The following is a 16,226-nucleotide window of genomic DNA, read 5'->3' as shown; positions in this document are numbered from 1 at the left end:
CAACTGTCACTGGCTGGTACGAATTAGCGGATACATGGACGGACCCACCTTCAATCCATCGCACGCAGGTACGGCGGTTTCAGCCCCCTCTTCCCCTGTTTCCCCGGCGTCCGTGAAACGATATTCACCAACATCGGACACCGCATCGGACCTCACGAAACGTATATCACGAACTATCAAGCTATTTTCGGGCTACCAAAAGAAAGACTGCCCGTGTCGCAAGCCCTAATGCGGCCGGTGGGTAACCGCTCGGACGATGAAGGTAGGCGCGTTCGTCTGCGACTGTGGCGCCCCCGATGCCATCGACGCCGAGGGCGTCAGGGAGGGCGTCGGCGACGACGACGTGGAGGTGGTGGCGAGCGCGGGCCACCTCTGTGGCGACGGCCTCGAGAAAGCCGCCGCCGTCGTCAACGAGTACGACCTGGACCACGTGGTGGCGACCGCCCCCGACGCCGGCTGTCAGCGGCGGATCCGTGAGATGGCCGAGGCCCAGGGGCTCCACCCCGACGCGACGGCGTTCGTCGACCACCGCGAGGGCTCGGGCTGGGTGCACGACACACCCGCGGCGACGGAGAAGACCGCCCGCACCATCGACGCGACCGTCGCCGGCCTGCGCGAGGAGTCACCCTCCCGGACGGTCTCGAAGGAGGCGGGCGACCACGTCGTCGTCGTCGGGGACGCGGCCGCGGCGTCGGCGCTCTCGGGGCGAGCCGACGTGACGCTGATCGCGAACGGCCGCGACTTCGGCGATCCCGAACACGACCTCGACGAGGTCGACGTCGAACGCGGCCGCGTGCGTGAGGTTTCAGGTTCCTTCGGCGAGTTCGAACTGGCGCTCGAAGCCCGCGTCACCGAGGACTGCATCGGCTGCATGAAGTGTGTCGAGCAGGGGCCCGACGAGGGCGTCACCTCCTACCCCGTCGACATCGCGCCCGACGCCCCCGACGGCGAGTATCTGGAGTGTTGCCCGGTCGACGCCATCGAGCCTGAGGGCGTCGAGCGAACGCTCGAGGCGGATCAGGTGGTCTACCCCGGCGGCCCGACGAAGAGTCGCGGCGGCCAACTCGGGTACTTCTCCCACTTCGACGGGGGCGTCGCTGCCGCCGTCGAGAGCCAGCTCGGCGGGATCACCAAGCCCCAGCACCTCGACATCGAAATGGACATCTGCGCCTCGGGCGACTCGGGCGTCGAGGGCTGTACGCGGTGCACGGACGCGTGCCCGCACGAGGCAGTTTCCCGGCCCGCGGTCGACGAGGTGGCGTTCGACGAGACGGCCTGCATGAACTGTGGCGCCTGCACCTCCGCCTGTCCGACCGGCGCCGTCGAACTCCGCGAGCCGACCAACGAGCGACTGGCGCGCGAGGTCGAGTCGCTGCTCGACATCGACGAGGGCGGCCGCGTCTCCCAGTTCTTCGGCGGCGACGCCGGCATCGAGTCGCCGGTCGTCGCGTTCGTCTGCTCGGAGCAGGCCGCCGACGCCCTGGAGAGCTATGGGCGCCGCGCCGGCCGCGGCGAGGACGCCGGCTACCAGCCGATCCTCCCGGTTCGCGTGAACTGCACCGACACGGTGGGCGAGGCTCACGTGCTCCACGCGCTCGCGGCCGGCGCCGACGGCGTCGCCATCGTCGGCTGTGGCGACGCGTGTCTCCACTCCGGCCCGGACCCGAAGGCCGAACTGGTCGACCGGATGAACGTCGCGACCGGCGACCTCGAACTCGGCGCGCGCACCGCCTTCTTCGCACCCGAGGGCGACGATCCCGCCGCCTTCGCCGGCGAACTCGACGCGTTCGTCGAGGGGCTGGAGTCGTCCCCGGTCCCGACCGGCGAGCACGAGGCGACCGGCACCGGTCGGCCCGACTCGCCCCGCGAGCCGTTCACCACCCACGACTGGGCGCTGGAGTCGGTTCGCCGGATCATCGAGGAGACCGAGCCGGACCGCGACGTGATCCGCGGGCTGGACACGTTCGGCCGGATGGAGGTTTCGGACGCCTGCAACCTCACGCCGACGTGTTCGACGCTCTGTCCCACCGACGCCATCCAGCGCACGAACGACGGCGAACTCCAGTTCAACCACGCCGACTGCGTGAACTGCGGCGTGTGTGAGAGCGGCTGTCCGGAGGGCGCCATCACGATCGAGCCCGGACTGGAGCCCTCCCGGCTGCCGGAGAACCGCGACGGCGAGGAGTGGGAGCCCGTTTTCGAGGGCGAGATGCTCGAGTGCGTGCGCTGTGGGACGCCGTTCACCAGCCGCGGGTCGATGGAGTCGGTTCGGGACGAAGTGGGCGACCTCGTCGAGGGCGTCGCCGGCGACACCGAGCACAGCATCTTCGAGTACTGCGACGAGTGCCGCGCGCAGGTCGTTTTCCAAGGGGCCAACAATGGACGATAACGCCGTTTACGACGCACGTATCGAACTGGTCGACTTCGTGATCGAAGTGTTCCACGACACGCCCGACGAGGCGTTCGTCGAGCGCCTCCTCGCGGGGGAGATCGAGACGCCCGGCGAGGAGGTGAACGAGCACCTCGACGCCGGCTTCGCGGCGCTGGAGGAGTTCGTCGACGCCAACCAGGGCCGGGACGTGGCGGAGGTCGTCGACGAACTCGCCGGGGAGTACACCGCCCTGATGGTCGGTCCGCGCCCGGAGGTGCTCCCCCACGAGACGTACTACCGGGAGGACACCGAGTTCATCGGCGAGGGGCTGGCCGACGTGGAGGCGAGCTACGGCGCCGCGGGCTGGAACCCGCCGGAGGAGTACGGCGAGGAGAACGACCACGTCGCCGTCGAGTTCGCGTTCCTGCGGAACCTGATCGAGCGCCAGCGCGCCGGTCAGGACGAGACGGTCGGCTTCGAGCGCGTCTTCCTCGACGAGCACCTGCTGACGTGGCTCGAGGAGTTCACGGACCACCTGGTCGACCAGACGGACGAGCCGCTGTTCGTCGCCGGCGCACATGTCGCCGCCGGAACTGCGGCCTTCGAGGACGAGATCGTCGCGCAGCTGCTGTAGCGGCTTTTCGGGGTCGTTTCGGCGCCGTGGTCGATCGTGACCACTGTGCGCGGCACGATCCAACTAACTGCGGGAAGAAGGGGCGAGCGCGTTACTCGTCGTCGATGTCGTCGACCGACGTGGCGAAGCCGTCCTCGTCGGCGTACTTCTCGAAGTCGATCTCGCCGTCGACCTCGCCCTCGTTGATCTCGTGGGGGCCGAGGTTGTACTCCCAGACCTCGTAGTCGCCGAACGCGTCCATCGCACCTTCCGGACGCCAGCCACTGTCCTTGTGAGCCATGGGGAAAGCCTTGGACTGACAGGGCTTAGTCGTTTTCCCTCACCAGTCGTCGACCGGCGCGCCCGGGCCGGCCCCCGGCTGGACCGAGTCTTCCGGGAGGAACGTGCGAGCGAACAGTTCGAGGTGGAGTTCGAGCACCGCCGACGGGTCGGCGTCGACGCGCTCGGCCTGCTCGGCGAGCAGTTCCTCGAGCTCGTCGCTGGGCGCGTAGTGGAGCGTCCGCCCGTCGAGTTCGAACTCGATCTCCGTCGTCCCGGAGGCGAGGTGTTCGACCTCCAGCAGCGCCTGTTCGAGCTTCTGTTCCAGCGCGTCATCGTCGTCGAGCATGCGCTGGTCGGCCCACTCCGCGGCGGCGTCGGCGAGCCGGTCGCCGATACGCACCGAAAGCGCCATCAGAACGACACCCCCTGTGCCTCGGCCTCGAAAGCGGGCTCCCAGCGGGTCACCTGCTCACAGACCGGACACTCGGTGTCGACGGGCCCGGTCTCGGCGCCGAACCGAGCCATGGAGTCACACTCGGTGCAGACGTACTGCATTATTCGGCGACGTCCTCCGGCGGCCACGCCTCGGGAGCGGGCTCGTCGCTCTCGAAGGCGCTCAGCACCAGGGCGGCGAACAGGATCGTCACCGCCATCACGAGCAGGCCGACGACGCCCGCGGCGGGAGTCATGCCGACCGGCTCGGGCGACCAGAAGTCGAACTGGCCAAGGACGCGGGCGGCGGTGAACACCAACCACGCGATCGCGGCCAGTAACGCCACCGTCAGGATTCGGGACCGTTCGAACGCGTCTGTCAGACTCATGGGCCACACATTGAGCCGTCGAGTCAAAAACCCCAGGGTCGGCGGACGATCAGTTCTCGCCGAGCTCCCAGTCGGCTTCCGCCGCCGCCGTCTCAAGCGGCATGAACTCCCAGTCGGCCTCCTCGGCCCACGCCTGCTCGCGCTCGTCGACGCCGACGAGCACCATGCGCTCGGCGTGGAACATCGAGTTCGGCCCGACGGCCGCGAGTCGCTCGGCGGGCCCGGTGCCGGAGCCGTTGAAGAAGTCGAGGTCCAGCACGTTGTCCCGCTGGTACTTGTTGATCACCGTCGCGTCCACGTCGCCGACGATGCCGAGGTAGTCGGTCCAGTTCTCGGCGTCGGCGAGGACGGCGTGGACGTTCTCGAACCGCCGGATCGCCCGGTAGGAGAACGCCATCGTCATCTCCGCGGTCCGGGTCGGCGTCGAACCGTGGGAGGCCGCACCCGGCGTCGACTCGGACTGCTCGACTGGCTGGGCGTTCTCCCACTCCTCGCCCCGGGAGTGCCCCTCGGCGGTCCGGCTCGCGCTCGGCGTCGGGCCGTCGCCGTCCGACGGCGTCCCGGGCTGGGCGCCGCCGGGGTCGTTCGCCCCGGCTGACGCACCCTGTTCCCGCGCAGCCTCGCCCCACGCACGGCTGGGCGTGTCGCCGGTGTTCGCGGGATCCTCGCTCGTGGTCGCGTCCTCGCGCCCCTCGCCGTCGCTCGGCGGGACGCCGCCGGTCGGGCTACCGCCCGACCCGGCTGCCGACCCACCGGCGCCGCCGCCCTCCACGGGAACGCCGACCGGTCGGTCGTCGTTCTCCCGCGGGATCCGCGGCGTCGCGACGTCCTCGTCCCCGAAGTCGTCGGCGCCGATGTCCACGCTCCGTTCGGGGGCGTCGGGCTCCTCGTCGGGCGAGCCTTCGCCGCGCCAGAGCCAGTCACCGGGGTTGGGCTGGTCGGCCTCGTTCTCCTCGTCGGGCTGTTCGACGTCGTCGAGATCGATCCTGTCGGTCATTCTGTCTGGGTGTCGTCGGATAGGGTCGCGTCGCCGGCCGACGCGACGGGGGCGTCCGCCGAGAGCGGCGTCGCCGCGTCGACGACGCCGTCGAGGTCGAGCGCCCCGACCAGTTCACGGGTCGGGAGCCCGTCACGCCCCCAGCCCCGGTACTCGTAGTACGCTTCGAGCGTGCGCTGGAACGCCTCCGGATCGACGGCGGCGCCGTCGGCGCGAGCCTGCCGGAGGCGGGCCGGCAGGTCGTCGTCCGCGCGGTCGAACCCCTCGCGGGCGTTGAACAGGCGGATCAGCGTCCAGATACGCTCGCCCGTCCGGGCAAGCGACTCCGCGTCGTGGTCGATACCGACCGCTTGGAGCCACTCAGCGCCGAGATCCGCTCGCAGCAGGTCGCCCAGGAAGTCGTCGGCGACGAGGCTCCAGAGCACCGAGCGGGCGGTCTGGGCCTCCGCAACCTCCCGAACGGTCTCCGCCCGGGTCCGCTCGTGGAACACTTCCTCCTCGACGGGGCGAGCGCGCCGGTGGCAGCCGCCGCGGTCGCTGGTCGCGTAGGCCAGCGCCATCCCCTCTGCGCCGCGGGGGTCGTACCCCGGCAGCGCCATCGCCTTCACGGTCGGCACCAGTTCCTCGCCGGAGAGGTCGGCGTCCGGCGCCGCGGTGTCGTCAGCTCCGGCCTCGCGTTCGACGAACGCGGCCGCCTCGGCCACGCCGTCTGCCAGCGCGTCGGCCAGCGGGTCCTCCCGGCCGGCGATGCGCTCCACGAGGTCGCGGGCGGCCGCCTCGTCGCCGAACTCGACCGACTCGTCGACGATGCCGGCCTCGGCCGCGAGCACGGTCCACGAGACGGCACTGCCCGACTCGATCACGTCGACGCCGAGGTGGTCGCAGGCGGCGCCCAGCGCGGCGACGGCGTCGAAGTCGTCGATCCCGAGGCCGGCGCCGAGGCTGATCGGCGCCGCGCCGCGGGGGACGATCTCCCCCTCCTCGGTGTCGACGCGGAAGCCGCCGGGCACGCGGTCGTCCGGGCGCTCGCGCTCGACCGCGGCCTCGCGGGCCGCGTCGATGCCGACGCCCTCGCTCCCCTCGAACCGGCCGGCCTGCCAGCCTTCGGTCGCGAGCGCCCCCACCTCGTCGGCGAACTCCACCGACTCGAGGGTGCCGCTGGCGGCCTGCCAGCGACCGGTCGCGTGGTCGGCGTACTCGGCGTCGGTCCGCTCGCGCAACTGCTGGATGGCGGGCGGAATCTCGGGCCGGTCGCCGCGGGCCACGACGGCTTTCAGTCGCTTGGCGCCCATCACGGCGCCGACGCCGCCGCGGCCGGCGTGATGGTCGCCGGCGTCGGAGGCGACGGTGGCGTAGGCCACCTCGTTCTCCCCCGCCGGCCCGATACAGGCGACGCTCGCGTCGGGGTAGGCCTCGGCGGTTTCGACGGTGTCCGCGCCCCAGTTCTCGGCGGGGACGAGTTCGGCGTCGCCGTCCTCGACGACGAGCGTCGTCGGTTCGTCGGCGGCGCCCTGGACGATCACGGCCAGACAGTCCGGCAGCGCGCCGGCGAGCGCGAGCGGGAACTGGCCGCCCGCGTAGGAGTCGAGGAACCCGCCGGTCAGCGGCGACTTGGTGACCGCGGCGTAGCGGGTCTCGCCCGGGAGGTAGCCCGAGAGCGGCCCGAGCGCGAAACAGAGGCGGTTCTCCGGCCCTAACGGATCGGCGCCGGCCGACAGCTCGTCGTAGAGGTAGCGTGCCCCGAGCCCCTTTCCCCCGAGGTAGCGCCGTCGCCAGCGCTCGGGAACGGTCTCGCGGCTGGCGACCCCCCGCGTGAGATCGACGCGCAGCACCGACTCCCGTTGCATCTGTGATTCCCAGGGTGGGCACGGCTAAAAGCGTTGCCCGACAGCGCCACCGGTCGCTCAGGGGGCGGGCGCTATGCTTTTGGCAGGGCGCGTCGACCTGCCGTTGATGCGTGGGACACACGTCGCGGCCGTCGACGCGGTCCCGGAGCACGGCTCGTACCTGTTCAGCGTCGAGGACCCGTTCACGAACGAACGGGAGGCGATCCTCGTTCCCTGCGAGGCGGACCCGGGCGTCGAAGCCTGGCTCAACAACTGCCCCCACGAGGACCAGCGGTTCGACGCCGGCCGGGGGGCGGCGATCCGGGACGGCGAGATCATCTGCCCCAAACACGGGTCGCTGTTCGACGCCTGCGAAGGCGACTGTGGCAACGGCCCGGCCGCGGGCTCGTCGCTACGACCAGTCGATATCGAAGTCAGGGACGGCGAGGTGTACCTCGTCGACGACGGGTACACCTACCTCCACGACGGGGGACTGGAGGACGACGAGGGGCCGAGTTCGACCTCGCACCTCTCGTTCTGAGACGCCGGCGGCGTGCCAACCGTCGGGACCGGCGTCGACGAGCGGCGTCAGCGGGGAGAGGGAGTGACCGCGGCGTGGTCTCGCTACCTGCTTCGACACAGCCACGGCGTCACGCTCCGGCGCGCCGACCGGCGTCGGCGCTGGGGAGCTGCCGTCGCTGGGTTACTCGAACAGCTCGACGGCCTGCTCGTAGCGGGCCGACGGCTCGCCCCAATCGACCACGTCGAAGAACGCGTCGACGAAGTCCCCGCGGGCGGGACCGTAGTCGTAGTAGTAGGAGTGCTCCCACACGTCCAGCGCGAGGATGGGGTGCGAGCCCCAGAGTGCACCCTGGTCGTGCTTGTCGACGACCACGTTACGGAGCTGGTTGCTGTAGGAGTCGTACACCAGCAGCGCCCAGCCGCCGGCGGCGCCGGCCGCGGCCTCGAACTCGCCCTTCCAGGCGTCGTAGGAGCCGAAGTCCTCGGCGATTCGGTCTGGGAGGGCGCCGGACGGTTCGTCGCCGCCCTCGGGGCTCATCGACTGCCAGAACAGGTCGTGGAGGATGTGCCCCGACCCGTTGTGGGTCACGTCGCCGATCGCGCCCGGCGACGAGCCGAACTCGCCGTTCTCGCGGTTCTCGGCCAGCGTCTCCTCGGCGCTGTTCCAGCCGTTGACGTAGCCCTGGTGGTGGGTGTCGTGATGCCACGTCAGCACCTGCTCGCTGATCGAGGGTTCGAGCGCGTCGTAGTCGTACGGAAGCGGCGGCAGTTCGTAATCGCTCATGCACTCTCCCCTACGTGCCGGGGCGGTATGAACGTTCGCTGAAACGGATTCAAGTTCAGTGTCCGATATGTCCGAAAGTGGTGGAAGACCGGTTCTAAACCACGCTGGGGGGAGTTTATCGGAGAACCATATTCAGACGGGAAGGTCCGTCGTGCCGCCGCCGTGGCGGTTATCCGTCCCGACCGACTGGATCGGACTATGTCTTCAGACCACGCCGTCGACGGGCCGATCCCCGGCCAGACGGTTCGGCACGGAACCGGCGTGAACTCGACTCGCGCGTTCCCCACTGACCGGTTCCAGCGGAACCTCGACCCGTTCGTGCTGTTCGAGCGGTTCTACATCGAGCCCGACGACGGGTTCCCGACCCACCCCCACCGCGGGTTCGAGATCGTCTCCTACATGCTGGAGGGCGGCATGGACCACGAGGACTCGCTGGGCGTGAGCCACACCGCCCACGCGGGCGACGCGATGCACATCACCACCGGCGCCGGCATCGAGCACTCGGAGATGCCCGCGGACGGTGCCGCCTGCAACGGCCTCCAGCTCTGGGTGAACCTCCCCAGCGAGAAGAAGGATGCCGAACCGGACTACGCCGATGTGGACGCCGAGGAACTCCCGACCGAGAGCGTCGACGGCGCCACCGTCACGACCGTCGTCGGCGAGGGCTCGTCCCTCTCCCCGCACACGTCGATGGAGTACGACGACGTGCGCGTCGACGGCGCCTGGGAGTGGACAGCCCCCGACGGCTGGGCGGGGTTCCTCTTCGGCGTCGCGGGCGAGGGAACGGTCGACAGCCAAGCGTTCGAGAAGGGCGACGTGCTGCCCACGTCCGACGCCGGCGGCGTGACGGTCGAGGGCGACGGGCTTCGACTTGTTGCGGTCTCGGGCGCGCCCCACGGGGATCCGATTCGGCAGCGCGGCCCGTTCGTGTTGTAACCGATCACGGCTCGCGAGCTGCGGCGGCCTCCGTGCCGGCGGGGCCGAGCCTGTTGCCGTGGTCGTGTTGTGACCGATCGCGGCTCGTGACCGGGCGTCGACGACGGTCGGCGCCTCGAGGAGTGTTGTCCCAGTCCTGTCGGACGGAAGGGTGCGACTTTTGGCGCTCCACCACCTGAGGCGTGGTATGGCGACGCATGCACCGCGCGACGACCCCTCACCGTCGTCGCTGCCAGACGCCGTCCCGCTCGACCTCCGGAACCTCACGCGCCAGAGCTGGAAACTCGGCAGTCGCATCGCCGATGGGGCGCGGTCGCTCGGGGAGTGGCGACAAACGGGTGGCGGGTGGTCGCTGACGGCGTTCGAGGCCACCGAGGAGACGCTGGTACTCCGGCTGCGCAGCCCCGTCGGTCGGAGCCGGTTCTACGGCGCGATCCGGACGGAGTTCCGCGAGGCGCTGCCGGCGCTCTCGTCGTCGACGGCGTGGGAGCGCGTCGACGCCGAGGGGTGACCGGTCGAACTCGCCGGGTTCGGTGCTACGGCGGTCCCACGTCCCGCACCGTGTAGCCCGCGTCCTCGATGTCCTCGACGATCCGCTCGATGGCGGCTTCGCTGGGGGTGGTCAGCCGGGCGACGATGTCGGCCTCGCCCACCGGGAGCCCCTGTTCGGAGCGGTCGTGGCGCACGTCGCGGATGTTGGTGTCGTGGTTGCCGATCAGGGAGGCGAGCTCCCCCAGCACGCCGGGGCGGTCGTCGATCCTGATTCGGATCGTGACGAACTGCCGCCGGTCGACCAGCGCGCGGGTCAGCACGTCCTGCAGCGTCGCGATGTCGATGTTGCCGCCACAGAGCAGCGGGACGACCGTCCCGCCCACGTCGAGGTCACCCGAAAGCAGCGGCGCGACCGAGGCCGCCGCCGCGCCCTCGACCATCTGCTTGGTGCGCTCGAGCAGCCACAGCGTCGCGTTCGCGATCTCGGTGTCGTCGACGGTCACCACCTCGTCGACGCGCTCCCGGATGATCTCGAAGGTCTGGTCCGAGAGGCTCCCGGTCGCGATCCCGTCGGCGATCGTGTCGGGGTCCTCGTTCGCGACGGGTTCGCCCTTCTGCAGGCTCTGGGGGGCCGTCGCCGCCGCTGCGGCCTGCACGCCGACGACGCGCACGTCGCTCTCGGCGGCCCGCATCGCCGTCGCGACGCCGGAGATCAGGCCGCCGCCGCCGATCGGGACGATCACCGTGTCGGGGTCGGGAACCTGTTCCAGCAGTTCGAGCCCCAGCGTCCCCTGCCCGGCGATCACGTCCGCGTCGTCGTAGGCGTGGACGAACGCGGTCCCGGGCTCGTCCGCGCGCTCCTGGGCCGCCGCCATCGCGTCGGCGAACGTGTCCCCCCGGAGTTCGACCGTCGCGCCGTACCCACGCGTCGCGTCGATCTTGGTCTGCGGGGCCGTTTCGGGCATGAACACCAGCGAGTCGAGGCCGCACTCGGTGGCCGCGAACGCGACCCCCTGGGCGTGGTTGCCCGCGCTGGCGGCGACGACTCGCTCGGCGTCGCCGCGGTCGGCGATCCGGCTGATGCAGTTGTACGCGCCGCGAGGTTTGAACGAGCCGGTCTTCTGGAAGTGTTCGAGCTTGAGCCACACGTCCGCGCCGACCGTCTCGCCGAGTGTGGCGCTCTGTCTGACCGGCGTCTCGCGTATCCGCTCGACGCCCCTGATGCGCTCGCGAGCCTCGCGCACGTCGTCCAGCGAGACCGTCATCGCCGCGCTCCCCGTCGCCCACGGTCGCTTCCGCGTCGGTTCGTGTCGTCGTTCACGCTCGTCGTGATCGAGCGACACGGACTTAGGCCTTCGCTCATCCGCGCGGCCGAAACCCCGCCTCGACCGCCGTGGACTTATCCCCCGCCGCGACACAGCACGGGTATGAGCGACGCCGTCGACGACGTTCCAGCAGCCGACGCCGCCCCGAACCCCGACCTCGTGGCCGTCGGCGCGGCGACGGTCGACCGCTTCTACGACGTGACGAACCTCCCCGCTCCCGATGGCGGCGCGTTCGCCCGCGAGGCGACCGAGCGCTTCGGCGGCGTCGGCGCCAACGTCGCGACCGGGCTCGCCGATCTGGACCGGGACACGGCCCTACTCGCCCGTCTGGGGGACGACGACCTGGGCGACCGCGTCCTCGCCGACCTCGACGCCGGCCCCGTCTCGACGGCGTTGATCCGGCGCGGTCCCGGGACGACGACTCACTGCGTGATCCTCCGCGGGCCCGAGGGCGAGCGGATGATCGTCACCGCGGGCGACTCGACGGTCCGACTCGGACTCGACGATTCGGCCCGTCCTACCGTCCGAGCCGCCGACGCCGTGTTCGTGACCGCCTACGTGCCAGACTCGGTGACCGGCGAGATCGTCGAGATCGCGGCCGAGCCGGACGGGCCGGCGCTCGCGTTCGACCTGTCGGGGCCGATCGAGGAGCTCCGGGACCGCGGGACGGAGCCGGCGACGATCGACCGCGCCGTCGAGGTGGCGGACCTGTTCGTCACCGCCGAAGTCGCCGCCGAGTCGTACCTCGACCGCCCGGCCGACGAGGCCGTCGACGCGCTCCGCGACCGTGGCTGCAGTCGCGGCGCGGTGACGTTCGGCACCGACGGCGCGACGCTGTTCGAGGCCGACGAGCGGACCGATATCCGGGCGTTCGACGTGGACGCGGTCGACACGACGGGGGCGGGCGACGCGTTCACCGCGGCGCTGACCGAGCGCTGGCTGCTCGGCGGCGTCGACGCCGACGAAGCAGGGCGATTCGCGGCGGCCGCGGCGGCGCTCAACTGTCGCGCCGAGGGGGCTCGCGAGGGGCTGCCGGACCGCGAGGCCGTCTCCGCGTTTCTCGCCGAGCGAGCGGACTGAGCCCGCGAGGTTCGTCGAACCGGCCACAAGGTTATCTCACTTCGCCCATTAGATTACGGTATGGCAGACGACAAGCGAGGCCGAGACAAGCAGGCACAGGACGCAGACCGCCGCCAGCGCGAGCGCGCCCTCCAGGCCGAACTGGAGCGCTACGACGAGGCCGAACCACCCATTGAAGACGCCGAACTCGACGAGCTCGAGGCGGAACTGGAGACCGTTTCCTTCCCCGCGACGGGCGCCGAGATCGTCGACGCCGTCGGCGAGCGCCGGGTCACGGCGGGCCAGAAGACGTACGCCGTCGAGGAACTGCTTCCCGAGGCCGAGGTCGAGACGTTCGAAGCCCCGGAAGTGGTCCGGAGCAGGATCCAGCGGCCGACGGTCGCGTCGGCGATGAAGCGGATCGTCGAGGCGAGCGAGACGATTCCGAACGTGGAGTTCTCGTCGGGCCAGCGCGACGCCTACGAGAAGACGATCCGGGCGCTCCAGGCGGTCGACACCCTAGACGAGGACGAGGGGGTTCGCGCGATCACCGACTGGATCATCGAGCAGATCGAGGAGAAGGGGAAACTCCCGGAATCGCGCGACGTCCGCCGGCAGGGGGCGAAGATCACCCGGAACACCGGGTACGAGGTCCGGAGCGACGAGTGGCTCGGGATCTGAGCGGCCGCTAACACCGCCGTCACCGGGTGAGGGTGGTGTCCGGGAACGGATTTACCCGTGGGCCGCCAATCCGGTACCACGAGACGACTATGGCCGACGTACCCACCCAAGCGGACGAGAGCGACATCCCCGTAACCGCCGAGACGCCCGACAGCCCCGTCGGGGCTTCCGGCGTCGACCACATCACCCTCATCGGGAGTAACGAGGAGGACACCGTCGAGTACTACCGCGACATCCTCGGGATGCCGCTGGTGCTGCGCCAGCCCAACCTCGACAACCCCGACGCGACCCACCTCTTCTTCGACGCCGGCGACGGCCGGATCATCACGTTCTTCGTGACCGACGATCGGGACTCGGACAACCGCCCCCAGCGCGTCGGGATGGGCGGCGTCCACCACCTGGCCTTCAGCGTCGACGGCGAACGCCTGCCGGAGATCGCCCAGGGGCTCGAGGACCACGGCTACGGCTACAACGAGTTCGACCGCGGCGCCTTCCACTCGCTGTACACCCGGGACCACAACGGCCTCACGATCGAACTCGCGGCCGACAAGTTCGAGATCCCGGACGACCGTCGGGGCGAAGTGCTGGCCCACGCACAGGCCCACCGCGTCGACAGCGGCGCCGAGTACGTGAAGGACGAGCACATGCGCGCCGCGCTGGAGGAACTCGGCATCCCCGTCGAGGAGATCGAGATCCCGAGCACGGCCGCCTCCGGCTCGGGGGGACTGTGAGCGAGCGGGAACCCGAACTCGACACCCTCGCCCCGGAGGCGGGCGTCGACGCCGATACCGACGGCGACCCGGCGGAGGCCCCGGACACGCCCGGGATCCACCACCTCTCGGTGGTCTCCGGCGATCCACACGGGACGGTGACGTTCTACCGGGACGTGCTCGGCCTGCGCCTCGTCAAGCGGACCGTCAACCACGACGAGCCGGCGGTCCACCACCTCTACTTCGGCGATCGCGAGGCGACGCCCGGGACGACGTTCACGGCCTTTCCCTACCCGCTCACTCCGGGCGGGCGCCGCGGCGCAGGCCAGCCCAGCGGGACCGCGTTCGCGATCCCCGACGGCAGCCGGGAGTACTGGCGCGACCGACTCGCCGAGTACGGCGTCGACGCCGACGCGAGCGAGCGGTTCGGCGAGCCGACGCTCAGGTTCACTGACCGCGACGGCCTCGACCTCGCCCTAGTCGAGAGCGCCGACGCCGGGACGCTGGGCGTCGACAACGTCGCAGTCAGTCCCTGGGGCGAGCGTGTCCCGGCGGAGCACGCGATCCGCGGGATGCACTCGACGACGCTGCGCTCGAACAACCCCTACGCCACAGCGCGCGTGCTGGAACTGTTCGGGTTCGGCCTCGTCGGCCAGGAGGCCGAGCGCGTTCGCTACGTCGCGGGCGCCGACGGCGTCGAGACCGACGGGATCGAGGCCGACACCACCGATCTCGCCCGAGCGCCGACGCCCGGGACCGGCGTCGACCTCTTCGCCCGCGAGGAGCCGTGGGCGAAGGAGGGCGCGGGTACGGGCCACCACGTCGCGCTCCGCGTGCCGGACCGGGCGGCGCTCGACGCGTGGCACGATCGACTGGTCGAGGCCGGACTCGGACCCTCTCAGCCCAGGGACCGCTACTACTTCCGCTCCGTCTACGTCCGGGACCCCGGCGGCGTCCTGTTCGAACTGGCGACCGACGGGCCCGGCATCACGCGCGACGAACCGATCGCAGACCTCGGTAGCGACCTCCGCCTGCCGCCGTGGCTCCGCGAGGACGAGGCGATGCTGCGCGAACAACTACCACCACTCGACAACCCAGTCCGAGACGATGATTCAGGAGACAGCGACACGGATCGACCTGCTGCACCGGGGGGAAACCGATGACTGACGGGCTCACCGTCGGCGGCGACGGGCCCCACGCCGGGCAGCCGATCGAGACCGCCGGCGCGCCGAAGCGGGCGGCCGAAACCGCGATCGTGTTGCTCCACGGTCGCGGTGCGCGGCCGGGGAGCATGCTCGACCTCGCGGACGAACTCGGGCGCTCCGGCGTCGCCTACGTCGCCCCCGAGGCGTACCACAACACCTGGTATCCGAACTCGTTCATGGCCGACCGCCAGGCGAACCAGTCCCACCTCGACTCGGCGCTCCGGGCCGTCGACGACGCCGTCGGCGTCGCGCTCGACGCCGGGATCCCGCTGGGGAAGGTGCTCGTCGGCGGCTTCTCGCAGGGGGCCTGTCTCGCGAGCGAGTACGTCTACCGCAATCCCGAGCGCTACGGCGGGCTGGCCGCACTCAGCGGCGGCCTGATCGGCGCTGACGGTACCACCTGGCCCGACGCCGCCGACGCGAGTCTCGAGGGGACGCCCGCGTTCTTCGGCTGTGACGACACCGACCCGCACATCCCCGAATCGCGGGTCCACGAGTCGGCGGCTGCCTACCGCGAGCGCGGCGCCGACGTGACGGAGCGACTCTACGACGACCTGGGTCACCAGGTGAACGACGACGAGATGGCGTGGATCCGCGAGACGCTCGACGATCTACTCGACTGACCCGAGGGTTTATGCGGGAGAGCGCGGCCACGCCCGTCGATGCGCTGAGAACTGGCCCGGGGCGTCAGCGGGTGTGCGACCACGCGCCTCGGGTGATCGCGGCGGTCGCCTGTTCGCCAGCCCCGTGAGCGACCGCGTCGGCGACGGTCAGGGCTCCCGGACCTCGTCGGCGGCCGCGACCAGCTCCCGGGTTCGCTCCTCGCTCACGGGGTCGCCGGAGGCGTCGCCGGCCTTGAGCGCGGTGCCGACGACGACGCCGTCGGCGACCGAGAGGATCTCCCCGACCGTGTCGGCGGTGACGCCGCTGCCGACGAGCAGCGGCACGTCCAGCCCGAACTCCTCCCGGCGGTCGGCAGCCGCTCGGAGCTCCTCCCGGTCGACCGCGTGGCCGGTCCCCATCCCCGAGACGACCGTGGCGTCGGCCAGCCCGCGCTCGACGTTGTCGGCGAACGACTCGGCGGTGAAGTCCTCCGCGGCGATCGGTGCGGAGTGTTTCACGTCGTGGTCGGCGAGCACCGCCACGTCGGCGCCGAGCCGGTCGCGTTCGCGCATCGTCTCGTAGGCCTTGCCCTCGATGATCCCCTGGTCGGCCACGCGGGCGCCGGTGTGAATGTTGACACGCATGAAGTCGGCGCCGACGGCCTGTGCGACCGCCAGGTCCGCGGCGGCGTCGTTCCGGAGCACGTTCACGCCCACCGGGAGGTCCACCTCGTCGGCGACCGCACCCGCGGCGCGGGTCATCGAGGCGACGACGTGTTTGGGGACGTCGTCGGGGTAGAACGGCGCGTCGCCGAAGTTCTCCACCATGACGGCGTCGACGCCGCCGGCGTCGAGCGCCCGGGCGTCGGCGCGGGCTCGGTCGATCACGGCGTCGCGGTCGCCGTCGAACTTCGGCGCCCCCGGTAACGGGTCGAGGTGCACCATCCCGATGACGGGCTGGCTGTGGCCGAACGTGGCTTCGAGATCCATAGCCGGGCGT

The 16,226-nt window shown here is 70.9% G+C and carries 19 protein-coding genes; 10 read left to right on the top strand and 9 right to left on the bottom strand.

What is annotated here, in order from left to right:
- Positions 1 to 256: 256 nt before the first annotated feature.
- A complete protein-coding gene (locus tag BMZ83_RS03445) occupies positions 257 to 2,389 on the top strand; it encodes a hydrogenase iron-sulfur subunit (protein WP_074875658.1) in 2,133 nt (710 codons plus the stop codon).
- Positions 2,379 to 3,005, top strand: a complete 627-nt coding sequence (locus BMZ83_RS03440; RefSeq protein ID WP_074875656.1) for a TorD/DmsD family molecular chaperone — start codon at positions 2,379 to 2,381, stop codon at positions 3,003 to 3,005. Before BMZ83_RS03445 ends, BMZ83_RS03440 begins: the two co-directional genes overlap by 11 nt.
- 91 nt (positions 3,006 to 3,096) lie before the next feature.
- Here BMZ83_RS03440 and BMZ83_RS03435 read toward each other — a convergent pair whose 3' ends face one another.
- The 6 genes from BMZ83_RS03435 to BMZ83_RS03415 are packed head-to-tail and all read right to left on the bottom strand — an operon-like array spanning position 3,097 to position 6,931.
- The gene (locus tag BMZ83_RS03435) at positions 3,097 to 3,285 is read right to left on the bottom strand and encodes a hypothetical protein (protein ID WP_074875654.1); all 189 of its coding nucleotides are present in this window, start codon (positions 3,283 to 3,285) and stop codon (positions 3,097 to 3,099) included.
- A gap of 39 nt (positions 3,286 to 3,324) precedes the next feature.
- A complete protein-coding gene (locus BMZ83_RS03430) occupies positions 3,325 to 3,678 on the bottom strand; it encodes a hypothetical protein (RefSeq protein WP_074875652.1) in 354 nt (117 codons plus the stop codon).
- The gene (locus tag BMZ83_RS16730; RefSeq protein ID WP_166623249.1) at positions 3,678 to 3,821 is read right to left on the bottom strand and encodes a hypothetical protein; all 144 of its coding nucleotides are present in this window, start codon (positions 3,819 to 3,821) and stop codon (positions 3,678 to 3,680) included. Before BMZ83_RS16730 ends, BMZ83_RS03430 begins: the two co-directional genes overlap by 1 nt.
- Positions 3,821 to 4,087, bottom strand: a complete 267-nt coding sequence (locus tag BMZ83_RS03425; RefSeq protein ID WP_074875650.1) for a hypothetical protein — start codon at positions 4,085 to 4,087, stop codon at positions 3,821 to 3,823. The genes BMZ83_RS16730 and BMZ83_RS03425 overlap by 1 nt, the downstream gene beginning before the upstream one ends.
- Before the next feature lie 49 nt (positions 4,088 to 4,136).
- Positions 4,137 to 5,084 (bottom strand): DUF7124 domain-containing protein, encoded by a 948-nt coding sequence (locus tag BMZ83_RS03420; RefSeq protein WP_074875648.1) that lies wholly within the window; start codon positions 5,082 to 5,084, stop codon positions 4,137 to 4,139.
- Positions 5,081 to 6,931, bottom strand: a complete 1,851-nt coding sequence (locus BMZ83_RS03415; RefSeq protein WP_074875646.1) for an aldehyde ferredoxin oxidoreductase family protein — start codon at positions 6,929 to 6,931, stop codon at positions 5,081 to 5,083. Before BMZ83_RS03415 ends, BMZ83_RS03420 begins: the two co-directional genes overlap by 4 nt.
- Positions 6,932 to 7,037: 106 nt before the next feature.
- Here BMZ83_RS03415 and BMZ83_RS03410 point away from each other — a divergent pair, with 106 nt between their 5' ends.
- The gene (locus BMZ83_RS03410; RefSeq protein ID WP_394327183.1) at positions 7,038 to 7,451 is read left to right on the top strand and encodes a Rieske (2Fe-2S) protein; all 414 of its coding nucleotides are present in this window, start codon (positions 7,038 to 7,040) and stop codon (positions 7,449 to 7,451) included.
- A gap of 162 nt (positions 7,452 to 7,613) precedes the next feature.
- Here BMZ83_RS03410 and sod read toward each other — a convergent pair whose 3' ends face one another.
- Positions 7,614 to 8,216 carry a superoxide dismutase gene (sod, locus tag BMZ83_RS03405; protein WP_074875642.1) on the bottom strand — a complete coding sequence of 201 codons (603 nt, stop codon included), beginning with the start codon at positions 8,214 to 8,216 and terminating at the stop codon, positions 7,614 to 7,616.
- Between the two features lie 198 nt (positions 8,217 to 8,414).
- Here sod and BMZ83_RS03400 point away from each other — a divergent pair, with 198 nt between their 5' ends.
- Complete coding sequence (locus BMZ83_RS03400; RefSeq protein ID WP_074875640.1) at positions 8,415 to 9,152, top strand: pirin family protein; 738 nt, start codon at positions 8,415 to 8,417, stop codon at positions 9,150 to 9,152.
- 187 nt (positions 9,153 to 9,339) lie between these two features.
- Entirely contained in the window at positions 9,340 to 9,663 is a 324-nt protein-coding gene (locus BMZ83_RS03395; protein ID WP_074875638.1) for a hypothetical protein, read from the top strand.
- Between the two features lie 25 nt (positions 9,664 to 9,688).
- On the opposite strand, the gene ilvA is transcribed toward BMZ83_RS03395, so the two are convergent.
- On the bottom strand, positions 9,689 to 10,909 hold the full coding sequence (gene ilvA / locus BMZ83_RS03390; RefSeq protein ID WP_074876146.1) for a threonine ammonia-lyase: 1,221 nt from the start codon (positions 10,907 to 10,909) through the stop codon (positions 9,689 to 9,691).
- 162 nt (positions 10,910 to 11,071) lie between these two features.
- Between ilvA and BMZ83_RS03385 the strand changes: the two genes are divergently transcribed.
- From BMZ83_RS03385 to BMZ83_RS03365, 5 genes are all read left to right on the top strand, one after another.
- Positions 11,072 to 12,049, top strand: a complete 978-nt coding sequence (locus BMZ83_RS03385) for a carbohydrate kinase family protein (RefSeq protein WP_074875636.1) — start codon at positions 11,072 to 11,074, stop codon at positions 12,047 to 12,049.
- 60 nt (positions 12,050 to 12,109) lie between these two features.
- Positions 12,110 to 12,709, top strand: a complete 600-nt coding sequence (locus tag BMZ83_RS03380) for a DUF5789 family protein (RefSeq protein WP_074875634.1) — start codon at positions 12,110 to 12,112, stop codon at positions 12,707 to 12,709.
- A gap of 89 nt (positions 12,710 to 12,798) precedes the next feature.
- Positions 12,799 to 13,440 (top strand): VOC family protein, encoded by a 642-nt coding sequence (locus tag BMZ83_RS03375; RefSeq protein WP_074875633.1) that lies wholly within the window; start codon positions 12,799 to 12,801, stop codon positions 13,438 to 13,440.
- Positions 13,437 to 14,582 (top strand): VOC family protein, encoded by a 1,146-nt coding sequence (locus tag BMZ83_RS03370; protein WP_079990098.1) that lies wholly within the window; start codon positions 13,437 to 13,439, stop codon positions 14,580 to 14,582. The genes BMZ83_RS03375 and BMZ83_RS03370 overlap by 4 nt, the downstream gene beginning before the upstream one ends.
- A complete protein-coding gene (locus BMZ83_RS03365) occupies positions 14,579 to 15,247 on the top strand; it encodes an alpha/beta hydrolase (RefSeq protein ID WP_074875632.1) in 669 nt (222 codons plus the stop codon). The genes BMZ83_RS03370 and BMZ83_RS03365 overlap by 4 nt, the downstream gene beginning before the upstream one ends.
- 147 nt (positions 15,248 to 15,394) lie before the next feature.
- Here BMZ83_RS03365 and BMZ83_RS03360 read toward each other — a convergent pair whose 3' ends face one another.
- On the bottom strand, positions 15,395 to 16,216 hold the full coding sequence (locus tag BMZ83_RS03360) for a BtpA/SgcQ family protein (RefSeq protein WP_074875630.1): 822 nt from the start codon (positions 16,214 to 16,216) through the stop codon (positions 15,395 to 15,397).
- Positions 16,217 to 16,226 lie beyond the last annotated feature (10 nt).

It is taken from the genome of Halolamina pelagica (genome assembly GCF_900115675.1).
In the GTDB taxonomy this organism is placed as follows: domain Archaea; phylum Halobacteriota; class Halobacteria; order Halobacteriales; family Haloferacaceae; genus Halolamina; species Halolamina pelagica.
The sequence above is the reverse complement of the archived record's forward strand: the minus strand, read 5'-3'. Positions and strand labels throughout refer to the sequence as shown.